The 21,685-nt window shown below is 71.9% G+C and carries 20 protein-coding genes and 1 pseudogene; 10 read left to right on the top strand and 11 right to left on the bottom strand.

Translation table 11 applies throughout. The features are described from left to right. Position 1: 1 nt before the first annotated feature. From AMK16_RS11045 to AMK16_RS11010, 8 genes are all read right to left on the bottom strand, one after another. Entirely contained in the window at positions 2-406 is a 405-nt protein-coding gene (locus tag AMK16_RS11045; RefSeq protein ID WP_073912632.1) for a hypothetical protein, read from the bottom strand. 249 nt (positions 407-655) lie between these two features. After that, positions 656-1,048, bottom strand: coding sequence for a VOC family protein (locus AMK16_RS11040; RefSeq protein ID WP_073912629.1), 393 nt, complete (start codon positions 1,046-1,048; stop codon positions 656-658). A gap of 153 nt (positions 1,049-1,201) precedes the next feature. Next, entirely contained in the window at positions 1,202-1,750 is a 549-nt protein-coding gene (locus tag AMK16_RS11035) for a hypothetical protein (RefSeq protein WP_073912625.1), read from the bottom strand. 191 nt (positions 1,751-1,941) lie between these two features. Continuing rightward, positions 1,942-2,709, bottom strand: coding sequence for a succinate dehydrogenase iron-sulfur subunit (locus AMK16_RS11030; RefSeq protein WP_073912621.1), 768 nt, complete (start codon positions 2,707-2,709; stop codon positions 1,942-1,944). Further along, positions 2,709-4,463, bottom strand: a complete 1,755-nt coding sequence (gene sdhA / locus AMK16_RS11025; protein ID WP_073912618.1) for a succinate dehydrogenase flavoprotein subunit — start codon at positions 4,461-4,463, stop codon at positions 2,709-2,711. Before sdhA ends, AMK16_RS11030 begins: the two co-directional genes overlap by 1 nt. A 23-nt stretch (positions 4,464-4,486) precedes the next feature. Continuing rightward, complete coding sequence (locus AMK16_RS11020; protein ID WP_073912615.1) at positions 4,487-4,969, bottom strand: succinate dehydrogenase hydrophobic membrane anchor subunit; 483 nt, start codon at positions 4,967-4,969, stop codon at positions 4,487-4,489. Between the two features lie 5 nt (positions 4,970-4,974). Next, complete coding sequence (gene sdhC / locus AMK16_RS11015; protein WP_073912611.1) at positions 4,975-5,355, bottom strand: succinate dehydrogenase, cytochrome b556 subunit; 381 nt, start codon at positions 5,353-5,355, stop codon at positions 4,975-4,977. Positions 5,356-5,507: 152 nt separating this feature from the next. Continuing rightward, positions 5,508-6,170, bottom strand: a complete 663-nt coding sequence (locus AMK16_RS11010; protein WP_073912608.1) for a 2-oxo-4-hydroxy-4-carboxy-5-ureidoimidazoline decarboxylase — start codon at positions 6,168-6,170, stop codon at positions 5,508-5,510. Positions 6,171-6,539: 369 nt separating this feature from the next. Here AMK16_RS11010 and AMK16_RS11005 point away from each other — a divergent pair, with 369 nt between their 5' ends. Both AMK16_RS11005 and AMK16_RS11000 read left to right on the top strand, forming a co-directional pair. Then, positions 6,540-7,280 (top strand): RNA polymerase sigma factor, encoded by a 741-nt coding sequence (locus tag AMK16_RS11005; RefSeq protein WP_079191442.1) that lies wholly within the window; start codon positions 6,540-6,542, stop codon positions 7,278-7,280. Further along, positions 7,280-8,353: a hypothetical protein gene (locus tag AMK16_RS11000; RefSeq protein WP_073912600.1), complete on the top strand. Its 1,074-nt coding sequence runs from the start codon at positions 7,280-7,282 to the stop codon at positions 8,351-8,353. Before AMK16_RS11005 ends, AMK16_RS11000 begins: the two co-directional genes overlap by 1 nt. A gap of 167 nt (positions 8,354-8,520) precedes the next feature. Here the strand turns inward: AMK16_RS11000 and AMK16_RS10995 are convergent, their stop codons facing one another. Further along, positions 8,521-9,405, bottom strand: coding sequence for a L,D-transpeptidase family protein (locus AMK16_RS10995; protein WP_073912595.1), 885 nt, complete (start codon positions 9,403-9,405; stop codon positions 8,521-8,523). 180 nt (positions 9,406-9,585) lie between these two features. Here AMK16_RS10995 and AMK16_RS10990 point away from each other — a divergent pair, with 180 nt between their 5' ends. Together AMK16_RS10990 and leuE are read left to right on the top strand one after the other, a co-directional pair. Then, a complete protein-coding gene (locus tag AMK16_RS10990; RefSeq protein ID WP_073912591.1) occupies positions 9,586-11,166 on the top strand; it encodes an acyl-CoA mutase large subunit family protein in 1,581 nt (526 codons plus the stop codon). 45 nt (positions 11,167-11,211) lie between these two features. Beyond that, a complete protein-coding gene (leuE, locus tag AMK16_RS10985) occupies positions 11,212-11,877 on the top strand; it encodes a leucine efflux protein LeuE (protein ID WP_073912587.1) in 666 nt (221 codons plus the stop codon). On the opposite strand, the gene AMK16_RS10980 is transcribed toward leuE, so the two are convergent. Both AMK16_RS10980 and AMK16_RS10975 read right to left on the bottom strand, forming a co-directional pair. Then, on the bottom strand, positions 11,870-13,285 hold the full coding sequence (locus AMK16_RS10980; protein WP_073912583.1) for a polysialyltransferase family glycosyltransferase: 1,416 nt from the start codon (positions 13,283-13,285) through the stop codon (positions 11,870-11,872). The genes leuE and AMK16_RS10980 overlap by 8 nt on opposite strands. Next, positions 13,285-14,265: a glycosyltransferase family 2 protein gene (locus AMK16_RS10975; RefSeq protein WP_073912580.1), complete on the bottom strand. Its 981-nt coding sequence runs from the start codon at positions 14,263-14,265 to the stop codon at positions 13,285-13,287. The genes AMK16_RS10980 and AMK16_RS10975 overlap by 1 nt, the downstream gene beginning before the upstream one ends. A 177-nt stretch (positions 14,266-14,442) precedes the next feature. On the opposite strand from AMK16_RS10975, the gene AMK16_RS10970 reads away from it, so the two are divergent. The 6 genes and pseudogenes from AMK16_RS10970 to AMK16_RS10945 all read left to right on the top strand — a co-directional run bounded on the left by AMK16_RS10970 (position 14,443) and on the right by AMK16_RS10945 (position 21,522). Next, positions 14,443-15,795 carry a DUF6716 putative glycosyltransferase gene (locus AMK16_RS10970; RefSeq protein ID WP_073912577.1) on the top strand — a complete coding sequence of 451 codons (1,353 nt, stop codon included), beginning with the start codon at positions 14,443-14,445 and terminating at the stop codon, positions 15,793-15,795. Beyond that, positions 15,792-16,163: pseudogene (locus AMK16_RS37125) on the top strand (cytidylyltransferase domain-containing protein); the annotation flags it as partial. The gene AMK16_RS10970 and the pseudogene AMK16_RS37125, both read left to right, overlap by 4 nt. A 501-nt stretch (positions 16,164-16,664) precedes the next feature. Then, entirely contained in the window at positions 16,665-17,573 is a 909-nt protein-coding gene (locus AMK16_RS37120; protein ID WP_073913647.1) for an N-acetylneuraminate synthase family protein, read from the top strand. Positions 17,574-17,605: 32 nt separating this feature from the next. Continuing rightward, the gene (locus AMK16_RS10955) at positions 17,606-18,859 is read left to right on the top strand and encodes a hypothetical protein (protein ID WP_073912574.1); all 1,254 of its coding nucleotides are present in this window, start codon (positions 17,606-17,608) and stop codon (positions 18,857-18,859) included. 137 nt (positions 18,860-18,996) lie between these two features. Further along, the gene (locus tag AMK16_RS10950; RefSeq protein WP_073912572.1) at positions 18,997-20,244 is read left to right on the top strand and encodes an amidohydrolase; all 1,248 of its coding nucleotides are present in this window, start codon (positions 18,997-18,999) and stop codon (positions 20,242-20,244) included. 225 nt (positions 20,245-20,469) lie between these two features. Next, positions 20,470-21,522 (top strand): BMP family lipoprotein, encoded by a 1,053-nt coding sequence (locus AMK16_RS10945; protein ID WP_073912569.1) that lies wholly within the window; start codon positions 20,470-20,472, stop codon positions 21,520-21,522. Positions 21,523-21,685: the final 163 nt, after the last annotated feature.

Here is a 21,685-nt window from a genome sequence, read left to right as displayed (position 1 = left end):
ATCAGGCCCCGGCCGGAGCCGTCCACCCCTGCGGGGCGAGCGGCGGAGTCTGCTGGCGCTCCATGATTCCCCGGCGGCGCATCTTGTTCAGCACCCAGACGTTCCCCAGGTGCATGACCCCGAGGACCAGCAGGACGACACCGAGCTTGACCGACAGCGCCTCGAAGAGGTCACGGGCCTGGACGATCTCCTCGCCCGAGCGGAGGTAGAGGGTCACGAAGCCGATGTTCACGAGGTAGAAGCCGACCACGAGGAGCTGGTTGACGGCGTCCGCGAGCTTCTCGTTCCCCTGGAGGACATCGCCGATGAAGACGCGTCCGTTGCGGCTGAGCGTGCGGGCGACCCAGACGGTGAGTCCGATGCTGATGAGCAGGTAGATGACGTACGCGACCACGGTGAGATCCATTGTCCCCAACCCCTTTGAACATGTTCAATACTGCTGACGGAGATGACTGTAGGGCTTCTTTTGAACATGTTCAAGCCAATGGCCGCTGCCGCGTCCCCACGAGGGGATGCGGCAGCGGCCATTGGCTGCGTCTGGGGCCGGGTCCAGGGGGCCGGGTCTATGGGGCTGGGCGCGGCTCCACCCACAGGGCCCCGGCGTAGGCCCACGGGGAGGGGGGCGCCGCCCGGGGACGTGGGGGCCGGGAGGCGGTCACTCGGGGACGGGGGCGGTCCGCTCGCGCTCGGCGGCGCTCCGTTCCACGCAGAACTCGTTGCCCTCCGGGTCGGCCAGGGTGACCCAGCCGGACCCGTCGGGCCTGCGGTGGTCGCCGGTCACGGTGGCACCCAGGGCCAGGAGGCGCTGCACCTCTTCGTCGCGGGTGCGGTCCTGCGGCTGCAGGTCCAGATGCAGCCGGTTCTTCCCCGCCTTGGTGTCGGGCACCGTCACGAAGAGCAGGTCCGCGCCCGGTGCCTTCACCGTCGCCTCCGGATCGCCGGGGAAGTCGTCGGAGGCGAGCGAGCCGTCCAGGACGGCGGCCCAGAACTGCGCCAGGCCGTGGGCGTCGGAGCAGTCGACGGTGAGGTGTCGTAGGAGAGAAGCCATGCGCGCACTATCGATCAGGGCGCGACCGCTGTCCAGGTCCCCCCGCCCGTGCGGCGATCCGGGGCGGCACCTGTCCGGCCCCGGGCCCGGCGCCGGCCCGGACCCCGAGCGGCCGGCTCCCCGCCTCCGAAGCCGGCCGTGCGTGAGGAGACCTCAGACGCTGAGCGCGCGGGCGTAGTTGACCTGGGCCATCACCCGCGCGTACGAGCCCGCGTCCGTCGCCGGGAGCATCGAGGAGTGGTGGCGGCCGCCGCTGGTGACCGTGATCTGAATGTAGCCCGTGGTCTTCTTCTCCTTCATCAGGAGGAACAGCAGCCCCAGCAGGCAGAAGAGGAAGAAGATGACCGCGAGCACGATCGCGTGCGCCGGGATCTTCTCCTCGGTGCGCGAGAGGTCGGTCGCGTTCCACATCGCGCCCCTGAGCGGCATCGTGCCCGAGGGAGTGATGATCTGGTCGCCCGCGATCGTGATGTCGCCGAGCGACAGGCTCCCGCCGCCACCCGCGGGGGCGGCCGGGTAGGGGCCGGGGGCCGGCATGCCGGCGCCCACCGTCGGCTGGTAGGGCGGGGCCGCCGGGTAGGGCTGCGGATAGCCGTAACCGGCCTCACCCGGGCCCCACCTGTTGTCCCCCTGGGCCGGGATGTGGGGCGGAGCGCCCTGGCTGGGGTCGCCCGCGTAAGGATTCGGCTGCTGCTCACTCATATGGCCGATCCAACCACAGCGCCCCGCCGCTTCGTACCCCGGTCGCCCGGCCGCGCCCGCGCGAGCGGTGCGGTGACTGCCCCTGCGCGTAAGGGCCTTGGCGACGCCGGGCCCCCCGGGTACGCGTGAGGCCCGTACCCCTTGCACGGGATACGGGCCTCACGCGAGCGGATCGCGGGTGTGCCGGGACGTCAGAAACGGCGCGTGATCAGCGCACGCTTGACTTCCTGGATCGCCTTCGTGACCTCGATGCCGCGCGGGCACGCGTCGGTGCAGTTGAAGGTCGTGCGGCAGCGCCACACGCCGTCCTTGTCGTTCAGGATCTCCAGCCGCTGCTCGCCGGCCTCGTCGCGCGAGTCGAAGATGAAGCGGTGCGCGTTGACGATCGCTGCCGGGCCGAAGTACTGGCCGTCGTTCCAGAACACCGGGCACGAGGACGTGCACGCGGCGCACAGGATGCACTTGGTGGTGTCGTCGAAGCGCTCGCGGTCCTCGGCGGACTGCAGGCGCTCACGCGTCGGCTCGTTGCCCGTGGTGACCAGGAACGGCATGACGTCGCGGTACGCCTGGAAGAAGGGCTCCATGTCGACCACGAGGTCCTTCATCACCGTGAGGCCCTTGATGGCCTCGACGGTGATCGGCTTCTCCGGGTTGATGTCCTTGATCAGCGTCTTGCAGGCGAGCCTGTTCTTGCCGTTGATCCGCATCGCGTCGGAGCCGCAGATGCCGTGCGCGCACGAGCGGCGGAAGGTCAGCGTGCCGTCGAGGTCCCACTTGATCTTGTGGAGACCGTCGAGCACGCGCTCCTTCGGGTCGATCTCGATCTGGAAGTCCTGCCACTGCGCCTCGTCCGAGATCTCGGGGTTGTAGCGGCGGATCCGGAACGTGACCGTGATGAAGGGCGAGGCCGCGGCCGCGGCCTCCATCTGGTCCGTCTTGGACATGGTCGGGGTGGCCATCAGTACTTACGCTCCATCGGCTGGTAGCGGGTGACGACGACGGGCTTGTAGTCCAGCCGAACGGAGTCCTTGCCGTCGGCGCCGACCTCGCGGTACGCCATGGTGTGGCGCATGAAGTTGACGTCGTCGCGGTTCGGGTAGTCCTCGCGGTAGTGACCGCCGCGGGACTCCTTGCGCGCCAGCGCGGACACGGCCATCACCTCGGCCAGGTCGAGCAGGTTGCCCAGCTCGATGGCCTCCAGCAGGTCCGTGTTGAAGCGCTTGCCCTTGTCCTGGACGGACACGTTCTTGTAGCGCTCGCGCAGCTCCGCGATCTTCTCGACCGCGGTCTTGATGGTCTGCTCGGTGCGGAACACCATCACGCAGGCGTCCATCGTCTCCTGGAGCTCCAGACGCAGGTCCGCGACCCGCTCGTTGCCCGTGGAGTTGCGCAGCTGCTCGACGAGGTCGATGACCTGCTGCGCGGGGTTCTCCGGCAGCTCGACGTAGTCGTTGGCGTGGGCGTAGGCCGCGGCCGCGATGCCCGAGCGCTTGCCGAAGACATTGATGTCCAGCAGCGAGTTGGTGCCCAGGCGGTTCGCGCCGTGCACCGACACGCACGCGACCTCGCCGGCCGCGTACAGGCCCGGGACGACGGTGGTGTTGTCGCTGAGGACCTCACCCTCGACGTTCGTCGGGATGCCGCCCATGGCGTAGTGCGCGGTGGGCTGGATCGGGATCGGGTCCGTGTAGGGCTCGATACCGAGGTACGTGCGCGCGAACTCCGTGATGTCCGGGAGCTTGGCGTCGAGCTGCTCCGGCGGGAGGTGCGTCAGGTCCAGGTACACGTGGTCGCCGGCCGGGCCGCAGCCGCGGCCTTCGCGGATCTCGGTGTAGATGGAGCGCGAGACGACGTCACGGGAGGCGAGGTCCTTCATGACCGGCGCGTACTTCTCCATGAAGCGCTCGCCGTCCTTGTTGCGCAGGATGCCGCCCTCACCGCGGGCGCCCTCCGTCAGCAGGATGCCCATGCGCCAGATGCCCGTCGGGTGGAACTGGAAGAACTCCATGTCCTCCAGCGGCAGGCCGCGGCGGTAGCAGGCCGCCTGGCCGTCACCCGTGAGGGTGTGCGCGTTGGAGGTCACCTTGAAGAACTTGCCGGTGCCGCCGGAGGCGTAGATGACGGACTTCGCGTGGAACACGTGGATCTCGCCGGTGGCGAGCTCGTACGCGACCACACCGGCCGACTTCTTGACACCGTCCTCCTCGACCAGCAGCTGGTCCAGGACGTAGAACTCGTTGAAGAACTCCACGCCCTCCTTGACGCAGTTCTGGTACAGCGTCTGGAGGATCATGTGGCCCGTGCGGTCCGCGGCGTAGCAGGACCGGCGGACCGGCGCCTCGCCGTGGTTGCGCGAGTGCCCGCCGAAGCGGCGCTGGTCGATGGTGCCGTCCGGGGTGCGGTTGAACGGCAGGCCCATCTTCTCCAGGTCGAGGACGGCGTCGATGGCCTCCTTCGCCAGGATCTCGGCGGCGTCCTGGTCGACCAGGTAGTCACCGCCCTTGACCGTGTCGAAGGTGTGCCACTCCCAGTTGTCCTCCTCCACGTTGGCGAGCGCGGCGGCCATGCCGCCCTGCGCGGCGCCCGTGTGGGAGCGGGTGGGGTAGAGCTTCGTCAGCACCGCGGTGCGGCTGCGCTTCGTCGACTCGATGGCGGCGCGCATGCCCGCGCCGCCCGCGCCGACGATGACGGTGTCGTACTTGTGGATCTTCATTGGTTTCGCCTCAGCCCCGTTGCCTAGCGGATGTTCGGGTCGAAGGTGAAGATCACCAGCGTGCCCAGAAGGATGGTGAACACCGTGGCGGTGTAGAGCAGGCCCTTCAGCCACAGCCGCGTGCCGGCGCGCTCCGCGTAGTCGTTGATGACGGTACGCAGACCGTTGGAGCCGTGCAGCATGGCCAGCCACAGCATCAGCAGGTCCCAGACCTGCCAGAACGGGGACGCCCAGCGGCCCGCCACGAAGGCGAAGCCGATCTTGGAGACGCCGCCGTCGAGCACCAGCTGGATCAGCAGGTGGCCGATGACGAGGACGACGAGCACGATGCCCGACAGGCGCATGAAAAGCCATGCGGCCATCTCGAAGTTGCCACGGGTCGAACGCGGCGTCTTGCCGGTGCGCTTGCGCGGGGCCTCGATGTACGGCGCCGGGCTGTCGACGCCGTAGGGGCTCACGGCCTCCACGTCGCCGATGACCTTGGCGGAAGAAGTGTCAGAAGACATGCGCGTCACTTCCCGAACAGTTCAAGGTAGGCGTGGCTGAGTACGGGGTAAACGGCCCCGGCCATCAGCACGACCCAGATGCCCACGACCCACCAGAGCATCGTCTTCTGGTGGCGCGGGCCCTTGGACCAGAAGTCCACGGCGATGACACGGAGACCGTTGAGCGCGTGGAACAGGATGGCGGCCACGAGGCCGTATTCCAGCAGCGCGACGATCGGAGTCTTGTAGGTAGCCACGACATCGTCGTACGCCTCGGGGGAGACGCGAACGAGAGCGGTGTCGAGGACGTGTACGAACAGGAAGAAGAAGATGAGGACGCCGGTGACTCGATGAGCCACCCAGGACCACATTCCTTCCCGGCCGCGGTACAACGTTCCAGCCGGCACGGAAAACCCTCCGGAAGCGGGGCGGGGGCCAGCCGGCTTCTTTGTCGGTCGGGCCCGGCCGGGTACGGTCCTCCGGCCCCGGACATCGTAGCGACGCTTTGTCGGTTCCTTCGCGCGGGGGCCATCGGTGTGATCAAACAGGCTCGTACGGGCTATCCCGCAGGGGCGAATAGCCCGATTTCCGCCCCAGACGGTCCATCTGTCGTGGTCAGCCAATGTGTCAGGTCGCACAGTCGGGCCCGGGCCACGCGGCGCAGCTCGTCCGCGGAGATCGAGCGCTCCTCGTCCACCTCGTGCCCCATCCGCCGGCGGATGGCGGCCAGCAGTTGGTCCGCCTGCTCCTCCGGCGGGTGCCCGTCGAGGCAGATCACGAAGGCGTGGCCGAATTTGCGTTCGTACTCCGCGTGGGCCGCGTCGAGGGCCAGCAGCGCGGCGTACGAGGCCCCGTGTGCCAGTTCCGCCGAGTACTCGCAGGCCAGCGCCTCCGTGAGGTCCTGCTGGGAGAGGTCGTACGAAGCCTCGTCCGCGGCGGCGAGCAACGCGCCGGGATCGGGGTAGGGGCGGTGCGCGGCCACTCGGTGCGCCCAGCGCCTGCTGCCGCAGCAGTGCAACAGGGCCGCCTGGGCGACCTCGGGGGACAGGGCGTTGAAGCGCGCGAGCCCGGGGCCGTGGGAGTGGGCGGCGGCGACCCCGGACTTCTTCCCGCCCAGACTTCGTCCGGAAGGGGCCACCGGGGTGGTGCCCCCGGGGGTCTGTGCCGGAAGGTGGCTGGACAGCGGGGGGCTCCTCGTGGCGCGGCGCGGGTATACCGCCACGCTATCTACGCGAGGCAGGGTGTGTCGTACGCAATAGGGGATTTCACCCGGAAGTGAGCCTAAAGGATGACGTGGGGAGCGCCGTGAGGGTCGTGGGAGCTGTGGGACCCGTGGGAGCGAGGGCGAAGCGGCCCGGGAAGGGGAGGGCGACCGAGGCCGCCACCCCCCACAGGAGAGGCCCCGGCCGCCATCCGTCACGGGCTCGTGCGACAAGCCCGTATCCCTGTCAGCGCCCCGAGTGCGTTTTGTGTCACACCCCGCTCCGCGCAGGAGTGGTTGCTGGTTGTACATCTCGTGGACGAAGGTGCTTGAAAGCCGTAACGTGCTGATTTGCGCCAGACGTACAGGACAGTGAACGGGTTGGGGACTTTGCTGGGGGACGACGCGGAGCTGACCGCCGCGGTGCTCGCGGCACAGGACGGCGACGAGAACGCGTTCCGTGCTGTGTACCGCGCCGTGCACCCACGCCTGCTCGGATACGTACGCACGCTCGTCGGGGACGGCGACGCGGAGGACGTCACCTCCGAAGCCTGGCTGCAGATAGCCCGCGACCTGGACTCCTTCACCGGTGACGCCGACCGCTTCCGCGGCTGGGCCGCCCGCGTCGCCCGCAACCGGGCCCTCGACCACATCCGCATGCGCGGGCGCCGCCCCGCCATCGGCGGCGACGAGAGCGAGCTGGCCGGCTGGGCCGCCGACTGCGACACCGCGGGCGCGGCCATGGAGTCCCTCTCCACCGGGCTGACCATGGCGCTCATCGCGCAGCTGCCGCAGGACCAGGCGGAGGCCGTCGTCCTGAGGGTCGTGGTCGGCCTGGATGCCAAGAGCGCGGCCGAGACCCTCGGGAAGCGGCCGGGCGCGGTGCGCACGGCCGCCCACCGTGGCCTGAAGAAGCTGGCGGAGCTGCTCGGCGCGCAAGGCGCGCAGGGCGGCCCGGACCCGGAGGCGGACCTGGGAGCACGGGTCGGCCATAATGCCGATGGCCAGGCACGGAGCAGCGGGGGCGGGAGGGATCTCGACGCCGTACCCGCGCAGCGTGGCCACGGCGGGGGCCTCGTAGAACAAACCGGTGTGACGCATTCACGTTGGCGGACGCAGAAGGACATGTGATGGCCGACGAGCGTGACAGGTGGCTGGACGCAGCCGCGGCGGACCGGCTGCTGAGCGGCGGACCGGTCGACCCTGTGGGACCGGCCGCCGGTCCGCGGGCCCGGCGCGAGGCCCTGCGGCTGCGCGACGCCCTCGACGCCCTCGCCCGTGTGCCGTCCGCCGAGGGGGAGTCGCCCGGCGAGGCCGCCGCGGTGGCCGCCTTCCGTGCGGCGCGCGCGGCCGCCGGAACCTCCGCCGCCTCGGCTGCCGCCTCTGCGCCTGCCGTGCCGTCTTCCGGCCTCCGGTTCCGCGCGGGCGAACCCTTCGTCGGCCTCGGCAGGCCCGCCGCCGCCCGCGTCCCCGCGCCCCGGCGCGTGCGGCCGGTGCGGTTCGCCCTCGCGGCGGCCCTGGCGAGCGTCGCGGTCGGCGGGATCGCCGCCGCCGCGGGCGCGGGTCTGCTGGACCGGCCCGCCCGCGACGTCGCCGGCCCCGGACCCGCGATGTCCGTGAGCGCCGACGGGGATCCCACCCCGGGCGGCGACGCCGGCGGACCCTCGACGCTCAGCCCGCAGCTGCGGCCCACGCCGCTGCGGGACGGCGCGGCTCCGGCCGCCACCGCGGGCACGGCCCAGCCCCCCGGGTCCCTCCAGGGCCCCGCCACTCCCGGAGCCGGCACGGCCTACGGCCCGCACGCGAGCGCCGGTCCCGGCAAGGACGCGCAGGGGAACAAGAACGGCGGCAAGACGGGCGGCAAGGGGGGCGGCGACAGCGCGTCGGACTCCTTCGGCGGCCCGGACGCGGGCGGCCGCGACCGCGACCGGGAGAACCAGCGCCGGGCCGTGGACCTCTGCGACGACTACCGCGCCGGCCACCTCAACGACGATCGCCGCCAGCGGCTCTCCCGCCTGGCCCGGGGCCTGGCCCGCATCCCGTTCTACTGCGAGGCGCTGTTGGACGGCGTCGTCGACGGCGGCAAGGGCATGGGCGCCCCCGGTTCAGCCGGAGAGGGCCGCGCGGGAGGCGAAGTGCTGCGCCCGCCGACCTTGGTGCCGTCGTTCCCGGGGCGTTCGGCAGGTCCGGCCGACGGCCGCTGACCCGGCTGTAACACTTTTCGAATCCGCGGCGCAGTACGTAGCGAGCCGACTGGTCATCGGCCGCGCATGAGCCGGGGTTCCCCCCGTACCCCTGGGCTCTGCGCAACCGGCGCGGGCGGGGCACGTTCCCCCGGCCCTGCCCGCGCCCCTTACGTTGCGACCCGGCCTCACCAGTAGACGACGACCTTGTCGCCGACCTGCACCGCGTCGAAGAGCGCCGAGAGCTTGGCCTTGTCCCGGACGTTCACACAGCCGTGCGAGGCGCCGGCGTAGCCGCGGGCCGCGAAGTCGGCCGAGTAGTGCACCGCCTGGCCGCCGCTGAAGAACATCGCGTAGGGCATCGGCGTGTGGTAGATCGTCGACGTCCACTCCTTGGCCTTCCAGCCCACGTTGAAGACGCCCTCGCGGGTCGGGGTGTTCTCCGAGCCGAAACGCACGTCCATCGTCGAGACGATCTTGCCGTCGATCATCCAGGCGAGGGTGCGGCTCTCCTTGCTGATGCACATGACCCGGCCCTGCATGCAGCGCGGGTCGGGGGCGTCCGCCTCGTTGACCACCGGCGGGCGCAGTTCCTCGGCGGTGGGCTTCTTCGTGGCGCTCTGGATCTTCCTCCAGGTGGGCTCGTCGACCGAACCGGTCGCGGTCAGCCCGTTCTTCGACTGGAAGGACCTGACCGCCGAGGTGGTCTTCGTCCCGTAGAAGCCGGTCGGCGCGACCGACATCAGCTTGAGCTGCTTGAGGCGTGCCTGGAGCTCGCGCACCTGCTCGGTGTCGTCGCCGTTGGCCATGATCTGCTTCACCGTGGGCGAAGGCGAAGGCGAGGCCGAGGCGGACGGGGAGGCCGAGGCGGACGGCGAGGCGGAGGGCGAGCTCTCGCCGGGCTTGCCGTCGGTGGAAGGAGAGGTCTCGGGGGAGGCAACCGCCGTGGGCGAGGACGGAGCCGGGGAAGCGGGACCCGAGGCCCCGGACTTCTGCGGCCCGCAGGCGGTCGCGGCGAGCGCGACGGCGGTGGCCAGACCGAGCGTGCGGATTATGACTCTCTGGCGGTGCATTGCAGTCCCCCGATTTCTACGTCGTGTAAGTAGGTGATGTCTCGCGCGCGTGGAGAGTTGCACGGAGCCCCGGGATGTTGCGCCATTGTGACCAGGAGCCGTCCGCGGTCCTGCGAGGACATGTCGCGGGGACGGTTGTAGCAGCCCCGGGCCCGCCAGCTCTACGGAGGACCGAAGTCGATGGCACGCAGCGAGAGCGGAATCCCGATCGAACCCGTCTACGGCCCCGGTGACCTGACGGGGTGGGACCCCGCCGCCGCACTGGGCGCACCGGGTGAATTCCCCTACACAAGGGGGATTTATCCGAACATGTACACCGGTCGGCCGTGGACCATGCGGCAGTACGCCGGATTCGGTACGGCCACCGAGTCCAACGCGCGTTACCGGCAGCTCATCGAGGGCGGCGGGACCGGCCTGTCCGTCGCCTTCGACCTGCCGACGCAGATGGGCCACGACTCCGACGCCCCCCTCGCCCGCGGGGAGGTCGGCAAGGTCGGGGTCGCCGTCGACTCGCTCGACGACATGCGCACGCTGTTCGACGGGATCCCCCTCGACCGCGTCTCCACCTCGATGACCATCAACGCACCGGCGGCTCTGCTCCTGCTGCTCTACCAGCTGGTCGCAGAGGAGCAGGGCATCACGGGCGCGCAGCTGACCGGGACGGTCCAAAACGACATCCTGAAGGAGTACATCGCCCGGGGGACGTACATCTTCCCGCCCGGCCCCTCGCTGCGGCTCACCGCCGACACCTTCCGCTACTGCCGCGCGGAGATCCCCCGGTGGAACACCATCTCCATCTCCGGCTACCACATGGCCGAAGCCGGGGCCTCGCCCGCGCAGGAGATCGCCTTCACCCTCGCCGACGGCATCGCCTACGTCCGTACGGCCCTGGCCGCCGGCATGGCGGTCGACGAATTCGCGCCCCGGCTCTCCTTCTTCTTCGTGGCCCGCACCACGCTGTTGGAGGAGGTCGCGAAGTTCCGTGCGGCCCGGCGGATCTGGGCCCGCGTCATGCGCGAGGAGTTCGGGGCGCTCGACCCGAAGTCGATGACGCTGCGCTTCCACACCCAGACGGCCGGGGTCCAGCTGACGGCGCAGCAGCCGGAGCTGAACCTCGTACGGGTGGCCGTGCAGGCGCTCGCCGCCGTACTGGGCGGCACGCAGTCGCTGCACACCAACTCCTTCGACGAGGCGATCGCGCTGCCCACCGAGGCGTCGGCGCGCCTCGCGCTGCGCACCCAGCAGGTCCTCGCGCACGAGACGGACGTGCCGCACACGGTCGACCCCTTCGCCGGGTCGTACGCCGTCGAGCGGATGACGGACGCGCTGGAGGCGGCGGCGCTCGACCTGATGCGGCGCGTGGAGGACCACGGCGGCGCGGTGGCCGCGATCGAGGCCGGTTTCCAGAAGGAGGAGATCGAGCGGAACGCCTACCGGATCGCGCAGGAGACGGAGAGCGGGGAGCGGGTGGTGGTCGGGGTGAACCGCTTCGCCCTGGACCGCGAGGAGCGGTACGAGCCGCTGCGCGTGGACCCGGAGATCGAGGCGCGCCAGTGCGCGGCGCTGGCGCGGCTGCGGGCCCAGCGGGACGGCGCAGCGGTGACGGCGGCCCTGGAGGCCCTGCGGGAGGCGGCCGCGGGGACGCGGAACGTGCTGTACCCGATGAAGGAGGCCCTGCGGGCCCGGGCCACGGTGGGGGAGGTGTGCGGGGCGCTGCGGGAGGTGTGGGGGAGTTACGAACCGGCCGGTTCCACATGGTGAAACCGACTGGCGCGACAGGTGCGTCCCCATGTCACACTCCTGCCCATGCTGGGTGTGACCGATCTTCCGACGTATCTCGCCGGCCTGGTGCTGATCATTCTGCTGCCGGGTCCGAACTCGCTGTACGTGTTGTCCGTGGCCGCCCGCCGCGGGGTGCGCACGGGGTACAGGGCCGCCGCCGGGGTGTGGACCGGCGACACCGTCCTGATGGTGCTCGCCGCCGTCGGCGCGGCCTCGCTGCTCCAGGCCAGCCCGCTGCTGTTCGGCATCGTCAAGCTGCTCGGCGCCGGCTACCTGACCTGGCTGGCCATCGGCATGATGCGGGGCGCCTGGGCACTGTGGCGCTCGCGCCGGGCGCGCGCGGACATGGCCGCCGCGATCGGGGCGGACGCAAGCGGGGACGGCGCGGGCGAGGTCGAGCGGCCCTATCGCCGGGCCCTGCTGATCAGCCTGTTCAACCCGAAGGCCATCCTCTTCCTGATGTCCTTCTTCGTGCAGTTCGTGGACCCGGGCTACGCCTACCCGGCGCTGTCCTTCGTGCTGCTGGGGGGCCTGCTGCAGATCGGCAGCTTCCTCTACCTGACGCTGCTGATCTTCGGCGGCACCCGGCTGTCCGCCGCGTTCCGCCGCCGCAAGCGGCTGTCGGCGGGGGCGACCTCGGCGGCCGGCGTGCTGTTCCTGGGCTTCGCGGTCAAGCTCGCCGTCAGCTGAGGCCGCGGCGCAGCCGCCGGACGCGGCGTACGGCACGGCGCACCGCCCGGCTGCGGGGCAGGAACGCCAGCCGGGCGGGGATGCCGCCGGGCAGGCCCAGTGCGGTCAGCCGGCGGCGGGTGAAGTAGTGCCGGGTGCGGGGGGTCAGGTGCCGGGCCAGGTAGGCCTCGGCTGCCGAGCGGCGCGCGGCGAGGATCTGCGGCTGCATGGTGTACCCGACCGCGGTCAGCAGCCCGGCGGGCTCCGCCCGGACCCGTTCGGGCGTCGGCGGCGTCCAGTCGCGCACGGCCCGCGGGTCCGCCAGGTCGGGGAGCAGGGCGTCCACCAGGACCAGCGGGACGCGGTTGCTGTTCGGGTAGGGGGTCAGGCGGGCGAGCACGGCCCGCGTGCCGGTCCGGGCCACCGGGAGCCCGTACAGCGTGGCGGCGGTCAGCAGGCCGGTGGAGAAGCAGCCGACGACCAGCGCCGGGCGCAGCCGCCGGTAGAGGGTCTCGGCCAGGACCGGGGAGCCGATCACCGTGAGGCGGGCGCCGAGCCGCCGGGCCTCGGCCTCGGCGCGGCGGGAGTAGGCGGCCGGGGCACTGGGGTGGGGTTTGAAGACCAGCTCGCGGTGGCCGAGGGCGTGGGCGCCCCGGACCATCGACACGTGGAGCTCCTCCTCCTCGTCGGCGCTCATCAGGTCGAGCGCCGAGAGGTACTGGCCGAGGAGGAGGGCGGGCCCGGGCGGGGCCGTCGCGGGGGAGGCGGAGGGCTCTGCGTGCCGGGCGGGGCGGGCGTCCTCGCCGAGGCCGTCGAGACCGGGGGCTTCGCCGAAACCGGTGGCGTCGGCCAGTTCGGCGAGGACCTTGCGGAACGACTCCGACGGCAGCGGCTCCACCCGCACGCCGAACTCCGTCAGCAGCAGCGGCTCCAGCCCCGGCACCAGGTCCAGGTGGAGCACGCGCCGCACCCGCATCCCCAGCTGGGGGTCGAGCCGAAAGCGCGTGGGCCCGTAACTCATCAGCCCGTCCGCGTAGACGTCGACGGCCGCACCCGGGAAGAGCCGGCACAAGGTCTGGGCGGGCGGCACCTGGAGGGATTCCACGATCAGCTCGACGCGGTCCTCGCCCAGGCCCCACAGCGTGCGCAGCTGGCGTTCCCACAGCGGCACGTCCTCGGCGCGCGGCGCCCAGGTGCTCGGATGCTGCGGCTCGATGACCCGGTTCCAGTCGAGGACCTCGTCGAAGCGGGTGCGCAGCACGGCGAAGCCCGGCATGTCCGCCACGCCGGGGCTGACCTCGGCCGTGACGGCGTGGTTGCTGGTCAGCAGGATCCGGCGGGCGGCGGGCGGAAAGGCGCCCGCGTCGATGCCCGCCGCGAGGGTGGCGGCCCCGTAGAGGGTGGAGGCCAGGAAGATCTGTGTCGGCATCAGACGCCCGCCCCCGCCGCGGTGCGCAAGCGCCTGCGCAGGCGGCGCAGCAGGGCGGAGCGTTCCCCGTCCATCGAGTCCAGGACCCGGTCGAGCACGTCCCGGGGCATGCGGCCGAGCGCGGCCGTGCTCATGGAGCGCAGTTTCCTGGCCACAGCCGGTTCGAACCTTTCGATGGAACCGAAATGGTGCGCGATGATTGCGCAATACGTTCGGACTGCTTTCGGGAGCAGCAGATCCGAATCCCGGTCCGCGGCGACGTCCGACAGTACTTGATCGAATGCGCGGATGAAATCGAGCTGCCGTTCGTCGCCGATTTGCGTCAGCGAGGTGGAGACCCCGCGCCGGTAGAAGATTCCGGGCGTTCCGACGGCCGCGAACGAGCGGGCCTCGCGGTGCAGCCGCCAGATCCACGGCCGGTCCTCCGCCGTACGCAGCCCGTCGGTGAAGTGCAGCACCCCGCGCTCCAGCAGCCGCCGGTGGTACATGCCGGCCCAGGCGTACGGATAGTCCACCGAGGTGGCCCGGTCGGCGGGCAGGATCGCGGTGCGCGGATCGGCGACCACCGACTGCGGACCGTACGGGACGCGCTGCACGCTGCGGGACCTGCCGGTGCACCGCACGTGGTCGGTGCGGACGAAGTCGCAGCCCAGGGCCTCGATGGCGGCCAGGATCCGGGCCAGGTGGCCGGGGGCCAGCCAGTCGTCGCCGTCCAGGAAGGCGAGGTACTCCCCGCGGGCCGCGTCCAGACCGGTGTTCCTGGCGGTGGCCAGGCCGCCGTTGCGCTCGTGTCTGAGGTGCACTGCCCCCGGCAGCTCGCGCGCCGCACGCTCCAGCAGGGCGGGGGTCCCGTCCGTGGAGCAGTCGTCGACGAGGAGGAACTCGAAATCGTCCCGGGCGTTCAGTTCGAGACTCCGCAGGGCGTCCGGCGCGTACGTCTGCACGTTGAAGAACGGCACGACAACAGAGAGCTTGGGCACCTGTGGGACATTAGGACGCCCTCCCGGCATTCACCGTGGCCCGGACGAGGATTCCACGTGAACGAAGCGGGGCGGGCGCGTTAACCCGTGCGCTTTCGCATCTCTTCGACGGGTTGTTAACCCGCTGTTGTGCGCTCGTTGGGCCGGTCACCGGCATCGCGGAATAGTTTCTGCCGCGTGCCAGAACGCAAAAGCGTCGCCGTACTCGCCGATTCCGACACCCGATGGAAATGGGGCGCACTGACCGCCCGCCGTCTCGTGCCCGACCACCAGCCCGCCGGATACCTGCTGCGCGGCCGTGCCACCCCCACCGCGCGCCAGCTCGGCGAGGTGGGCGTCCGGGGCGACCGGCCCGCCGAGGTGACCTGCGCGGAGTTCCTCGCCGAGATCGGCCGGGAGCGGTACGACGTGGTCGTCCTCGCCCTCGTCGGCGGGGCCGTCCAGGCCGTCCTGCACGGCGCGCGCGCCCTGTGGCCCGGGCCGGCCGCCCGGCCCGTCCTCGTCACCGGCTACGTGGGCGTCGTGTACGAGAAGCTCGCCGACGGCCTGCTGCTGCGGCACGGCGCCGACCTCGTCCTCGCCAACTCCCGCCACGACGCGGAGCGCTTCCGCGCCGTGTACGAAGGGGTGGGAGCGGACGCTGGCGCCGTCACCGAGACCGCGCTGCCGTTCCTGGGCGGGGCGCCGTACGCGCCGGCCGGGGGCCGGCCCCACAGGGTGGTCTTCGCCGTCCAGCCCTCGGTACCGGAGGGCCGCGCCGACCGCGCGTACCTGCTGGAGCGGGCGGCCGGGCACGCGCGGCTGCACCCGGAGCGCGAGGTGCTGATCAAGCTGCGCAGCCGGCCCGGGGAGCACACCACGCACCTGGAGGAGCAGCCGTACCAGCGGCTCGCCGCGCGGATCCCCGGCGGGCTGCCGCCCAACTGCCGTCTGGTGTACGGCCACATGGGCGAGGTGCTGGACGGCACCGACCTGCTGGTCACGGTCTCCTCCACCGCCGCCCTGGAGTCCCTGCACCGGTCCATCCCGACGGCCGTCCTCACCGACCTCGGCATCCGCGAAGCCCTCGGCAACCACCACTTCCTGGGCTCCGGCTGCCTGACCTCCTGGGACCGGCTCGACGCGGGCCTGCTGCCGCACGCCGACCCGGGGTGGCTGGCGTCCCAGGGCGTCCTGCCCGCCCCGGCGGTACCCGGCGGCGCCCCCGGGGCCGCCCCGGGCGCCCCGGCCGGCGGGGACGCGTACGGCGCCGCCCGGGCCAAGGTCGCCGCGCTGCTGGCCGCGCCCCGGCTGCCCCCGCCCGCGCCCTACTACACCCTCACCACCGCCCCCGGATACCTCCCCGGGATCCTCGCCCGCCACCGCCTCGCCCCCGACGGCACCCCGCTCCCGGGCGCGGCGGCCCTCCCGGCGCGGGAGTCGGCGCTGCGCCGGCGGCTGCGCGCCCACCTGCGCGAGGCCGCCCGCGGGGCGTACCGGCACGGGGTGCAGCGGGTGGCCCCGGTGATCCGCAGGATGGGGGAGCTGTGAGGGTCCTCGCGGTCGTTCCCGCGCGCGGCGGCTCCAAGGGCGTCCCCGGGAAGAACCTCGCCGAGGTCGCCGGCACGCCGCTGGTCGCCCGCGCCGTCCGGGCCTGCCGGGCCGCGCCGACCGTCACCGACGTGGTGGTATCCACCGACTCCCCGGCCATCGCGGCCGTCGCCCGCGCCGCCGGCGCCGGCGTGATCGCCCGCCCGGCCGCGCTCTGCGGCGACACCGCGAGCAGCGAGACCGCTCTGCTGCACGCGCTCACCGCCTTCGAGGAACTGCACTCCCTCACCGTGGATGTCGTCCTCCTCGTCCAGTGCACCAGCCCCTTCCTGGCCGCCACCGACGTCGAAGCCGTCGCCGCGGCCGTCGCCTCCGGCGCCGCCGACTCGGCCCTGACCGTCGCCCCCTTCCACGGCTTCCTCTGGCGGGAGCTGCCCGGCGGCCTCGGCACCGGGATCAACCATGAGGCGGCGTACCGCCCCCGGCGCCAGGACCGTCCCCAGGACCTGCTGGAGACCGGCGCCGCCTACGCCATGGACAGCGCCGGCTTCCGCACCGCCCGCCACCGCTTCTTCGGACGCGTCCTGCCCGTCCCCACCGACCCCGCGCGGGTCCTGGAGATCGACGACCCGCACGACCTGCAACGCGCCCGCCTCCTCGCCCCCCTGCTCGACGTGCACCCCGACCCGCAGCCCACTCCCCGAAGACCCCAGGCACCCCAGGCACTCCAGCCACCTCAAACACCCCAGCCACCTCAGGCACTCCAAGCACCCCAGGCACCGCCCGCATCCCGCGCGGACCAGCCGCACCTCACACCCTCCGCGCCCCGCGCCTGCCCGGCACCCCCGCACCGAAGGACGTCACCTGCCATGACCGCCTCTCCCCGCACCCGCCTGCGCACCTTCGGACAGCGCACGGCGGGCCCCGGCCACCCCGTCTACGTCGTCGGCGAGATCGGCATCAACCACAACGGGGACCTGGCCACCGCCTTCGCCCTGATCGACGCCGCGGCCGAGGCGGGCTGCGACGCCGTGAAGTTCCAGAAGCGCACCCCCGAGATCTGCACGCCGCGCGACCAGTGGGACATCGAACGCGACACCCCCTGGGGCCGGATGACCTACATCGACTACCGCCACCGGGTCGAGTTCGGCGAGGACGAGTACCGCGCCATCGACGACCACTGCGCCCAGCGCGGCATCGACTGGTTCGCCTCCCCGTGGGACACCGAGGCCGTCGCCTTCCTGGAGAGGTTCGACGTCCCCGCCCACAAGGTGGCCTCCGCCTGCCTCACCGACGACGAACTGCTGCGCACCCTGCGCGCCACCGGCCGCACGGTCGTCCTGTCCACCGGCATGTCCACGCCGCGCCAGATCCGGCACGCGGTCGAGGTGCTCGGCAGCGACAACATCCTCCTGTGCCACGCGACGTCGACGTACCCGGCCAAGGCCGAGGAGCTCAACCTGCGGGTGATCGACACGCTGCGGGAGGAGTACCCCAACGTCCCGATCGGCTACTCCGGCCACGAGACGGGCCTGCAGACGACCCTCGCCGCCGTCGCCCTCGGCGCCACCTTCGTCGAGCGCCACATCACCCTCGACCGCGCGATGTGGGGCTCCGACCAGGCCGCCTCCGTGGAGCCCGGGGGCCTGGCCCGCCTGGTCCGCGACATCCGCACCATCGAGGCCGCCCTCGGCGACGGCGTCAAGCGGGTCTACGACTCCGAGCTGGGGCCCATGAAGAAGCTCCGCCGCTTCCAGGGCGAGCTCGCCGCCGTCTGACCTGCACTCCCGCCCACCCCGAGGAGTACGTGGTGACCCCTTCAGCCTCCACGCTGGCGTTCGTCGAGAGTCCGGTCCAGCTCCTGAACGTGCTGGAGTGGGCGTACGCGCACAGCCCCGCGCCGCGCAGCCCGCTGCTGGACGGCCTCCCGCGCCAGCACCGCCGCACGACCGCCCCGCGGCCCGCAGCCGGCCCCGGATCCGAGCCGGGCCCCGGATCCGAGCCGGGCCCCGCCACCGGCCCCGGCTCCGGGCACGGCGGCGCCACCGGCCCCCGGTCCGCAGGCGCCGGCCGCGCGGCCGCGCAGCCGGTGCGGATCGTCGTCCTGCCGCCCACCGACCCCATGTCCCGCGGCCAGCTGCGCCGGATGGCCGCGCTCGCCCGGGACGAGGGGCACGAGGTCCGCTGGCAGGAGGCCCGCGGCGGCGGACTGGCGCCGCTGAAGGCACTCACCGCCCTCGCCGGTGACGTGCGCGCGGCGCGCACGGTCGTCGTCGGCGACCCCTTCTCCCGCTACGTCCAGCTGCTGCTCACCCTGGTGCGCGCAGACGAGCTCGTCGTCGTCGACGACGGCACCGCCACCATGGAGTTCGCCGCCCAGACCGCCCGCGGCGAGCGGCTCGTGCGCTGGCACCGCGTCGGCGGCCAAGGACTGCCCGGCCGGCTGCGCGAGCTGGCCTACGCGCCTGTCTCGGCGACCGCGCGGCGCCGCTTCCTCCCGGCCGCGGGCGCCGACCGCAGCGTCGAGGTGTTCACCTCGATGCCGGTCACCGTCCACGGCGCGATGACGCTCCGGACCAACGACTTCGCCTGGACCCGGGCCCGCTTCGGCCCGCCGCGCCTGACCAGGGGCACGGACCTGGTGGGCACCTCGCTCGTGGAGACGGGGGTGGTCGACCCGGGCCGCTACCTGGACGCCGTACGCGCCCTGACCCGGGAGCACGGCGCCACCCGCTACTTCGCACACCGCCGGGAGTCCCCGGAGAAGCTGCGCGCGCTGAGCGAGGCGGCCGGGCTGGAGATCGTACGGCCGGACCTGCCCTTGGAGCTGATCGCACGGCGCGGGCCGATCGGCCGGACGATCGTCAGCTTCCCCTCCACCGTCGTCCACACCCTGCCGTACGCGCTGACCGGCACCGGCGTCACCGTCGCCGTCTGCGACGTGGCACCCGCCTGGCTCACCGGCTCCGCGTCGCCGCGCGCCCGCACCTTCCTCGCGGGGGTCACCGACACCGCCCGCGATGTGCGCAGACTTTCCGTACAGGCGGCTCCCGCGGCCGGATGAGCGCGCGAGTTTACCCCCGCCCGTCTCCCCTCATGCCTCCAGAGGCCGGGTTTCCTTCCCCTAACGGCATGAACTTTTTGTGATCCCCAGCCAGTTGGGCCGCCGGTACGCCTACCCTTCAACAGGTGAACCAGTTGATGTCCCGCGAGTCCCAGACCGCCCAGCCCGCCGCGACCGGCCGGCCCGAGCTGCCCGGCACGGTTCCGGACCACCTGCGCGCCGAACTGATCGCCTTCCGCCGGGATCTGCACATGCACCCGGAGCTCGGACACCAGGAGTTCCGGACCACGGCGGCGATCAAGGCCCGACTGGAGAAAGCCGGCCTGCGACCACGGGTGCTGAAGTCCGGCACGGGCCTGATCTGTGACGTGGGGGAGTGGGACGGGGCCCGGCCCATGCTGGCCCTGCGCGCGGACATCGACGCCCTGCCCATCCCCGATGCCAAGACGCACGTGTCCTACCGCTCGACCTTCCCGGACCGCGCCCACGCCTGCGGCCACGACGTGCACACCACCGTCGTCCTGGGGGCGGGCCTGGTCCTCGCGGAGCTCCACCGGCAGGGTCTGCTGCCCCGGCCCGTGCGGCTGCTGTTCCAGCCCGCCGAGGAGGTCCTCCCGGGCGGGGCGACCGACGCCATCGAGTCGGGCGTCCTGGACGGCGTGGGGAAGATCGTCGCCGTGCACTGCGACCCCCGGGTCGACGCCGGCCGGATCGGGCTGCGGCCCGGCCCCATCACCTCGGCCTGCGACCGGCTGGAGGTCAGCCTCTCCGGCCCCGGCGGGCACACCGCGCGCCCGCACCTGACCACCGACCTGGTGACGGCCGCCGCCCGGGTGGCCGTCGACGTCCCGGCCCTGCTGGCCCGCCGGATGGACGCCCGCTCGGGCATGTCGGTCACCTGGGGGCGCATCGAGACCGGCCACGCCTGCAACGTGATCCCGATGCACGCGGAGCTGTCCGGAACCGTCCGCTGCCTGGACCTGAACGCCTGGCACGACGCCCCGGACATGATCCACGCGGCGATCGACGAGGTCGCGACCATGCACGGGGCCAAGTTCGAGATCAACCACGTGCGCGGAGTGCCCCCCGTGGTCAACGACCCCGCGGTCACCGAACTGCTCCGGGAGGCCATGTCGGCCCGCTGCGGCTCCGAGTCCGTCGAGGACACCGAGCAGAGCCTGGGCGGCGAGGACTTCTCCTGGTACCTGGAGCACGTCCCCGGCGCCATGGCCCGCCTGGGGGTCCGCGCTCCCGGAGACACCGCCAAGCGCGACCTGCACCGCGGCGACTTCGACGTGGACGAGTCCGCGATCGCCTTCGGCGTGGAGTTCTTCACGGCCGCGGCCCTGCTGGACGGGCGGCGTAACGGTGGTGCCCGCCAGTAAGCGCGCAAGTCCCCGCGCCACCGGCCGCCTCTCCCCGCGGACGTGCCCGGCCCTTGGTACACAAGGGCCGGGCACAGCAGCAGTTACCGATCGGTCACTGTCCGGTTCGCGACGATCCGATAACGACTCATGAACGGGCCTTTAACTGACATCTACGCGCGTTACGATCGCCGCGAAACCAGCGCCGGTCGTGGCGCTTCGGTCAGGTTTTGAAGGAGCCTCCCCTTGCGCCGGATCACCAGGATCGCCACCGTGGGCATCGCGTCCGCGGCGCTGGCCCTCTCGGCCACCGCCTGTGGCGGTAAGAAGTCGTCTGACACCGGATCTTCCGACACCAAGGAAGCCAGCGCCGCCATCGCGTACGACATCGGTGGCCGCGGCGACCAGTCGTTCAACGACGCCGCCTTCGCGGGTCTTGAGAAGGCCAAGACGGACCTCAAGATCAAGACCGCCGAGGCGGAGCCCACCGACGGCGAGGGCGAGGCCGACAAGGTCCAGCGCCTCACCGAGCTCGCCCGCAAGGGCAACAACCCGGTCATCGGTGTCGGCTTTTCCTACGCGCCCGCCATCAAGAAGGTCGCGCCGAAGTTCCCGGACACCACCTTCGGCATCATCGACGACACGTCGGTGACCGGTGCGAACATCGCCAACCTCGTCTTCAGCGAGGAGCAGGGCTCCTACCTGGCCGGCGTCGCCGCCGCCAAGGTCTCCAAGACCGGCACGGTCGGCTTCATCGGCGGTGTCGAGGTTCCGCTGATCAAGAAGTTCGAGGCGGGCTTCGCCCAGGGCGTCAAGGACACCAACCCGAACGCCAAGGTGCTGTCCCAGTACCTGACCCAGCCGCCGAACTTCGACGGTTTCTCCAAGCCCGACCTCGGCAAGGCCGCCGCGCAGGGTCAGATCGACGCCGGCGCCGACGTGGTGTACGCCGCGGCCGGTCTGGCCGGTTCCGGTGCCATCGAGGCCGTCTCCGCCAAGGGCAAGTGGGCCATCGGCGTCGACTCCGACCAGTACAACCAGGCCGGTCTGTCGAAGTACAAGGAGCACATCCTGACCTCGGTCACCAAGGACGTCTCCGACTCCGTCTTCAACCTGATCAAGTCGGTCAAGGACGGCAAGCCCGAGACCGGCGAGGTCCGCTACGGCCTCGACAAGGACGGCGTCGGCCTGGCCGACTCCAACCCCGAGTACAAGAAGATGGCCGACGTCATCGCCGCGGTGGACAAGGCCAAGGCCGAGATCATCGCCAAGAAGATCACCGTCAAGACCGCGCCGTAAGGCCCGTCTGACAGTCAGTCGTGGTCTCCGGGGTCCGGGCGGCGGTCTCTACCGCCCCCCGGGCCCCTCGCCACTCCCCCGGACCCCGTCCGGGGGCTCCTGTGATCACTCGTTCTTGACCAAGTGGCCTCATGGCCGCGAGTTTTCACTTCTGACAGTGCTA

Origin of the sequence: Streptomyces sp. CB00455 (genome assembly GCF_001905445.1) — a bacterium.
Taxonomy (GTDB): Bacteria; Actinomycetota; Actinomycetes; order Streptomycetales; family Streptomycetaceae; genus Streptomyces.
The sequence above is the reverse complement of the archived record's forward strand: the minus strand, read 5'-3'. Positions and strand labels throughout refer to the sequence as shown.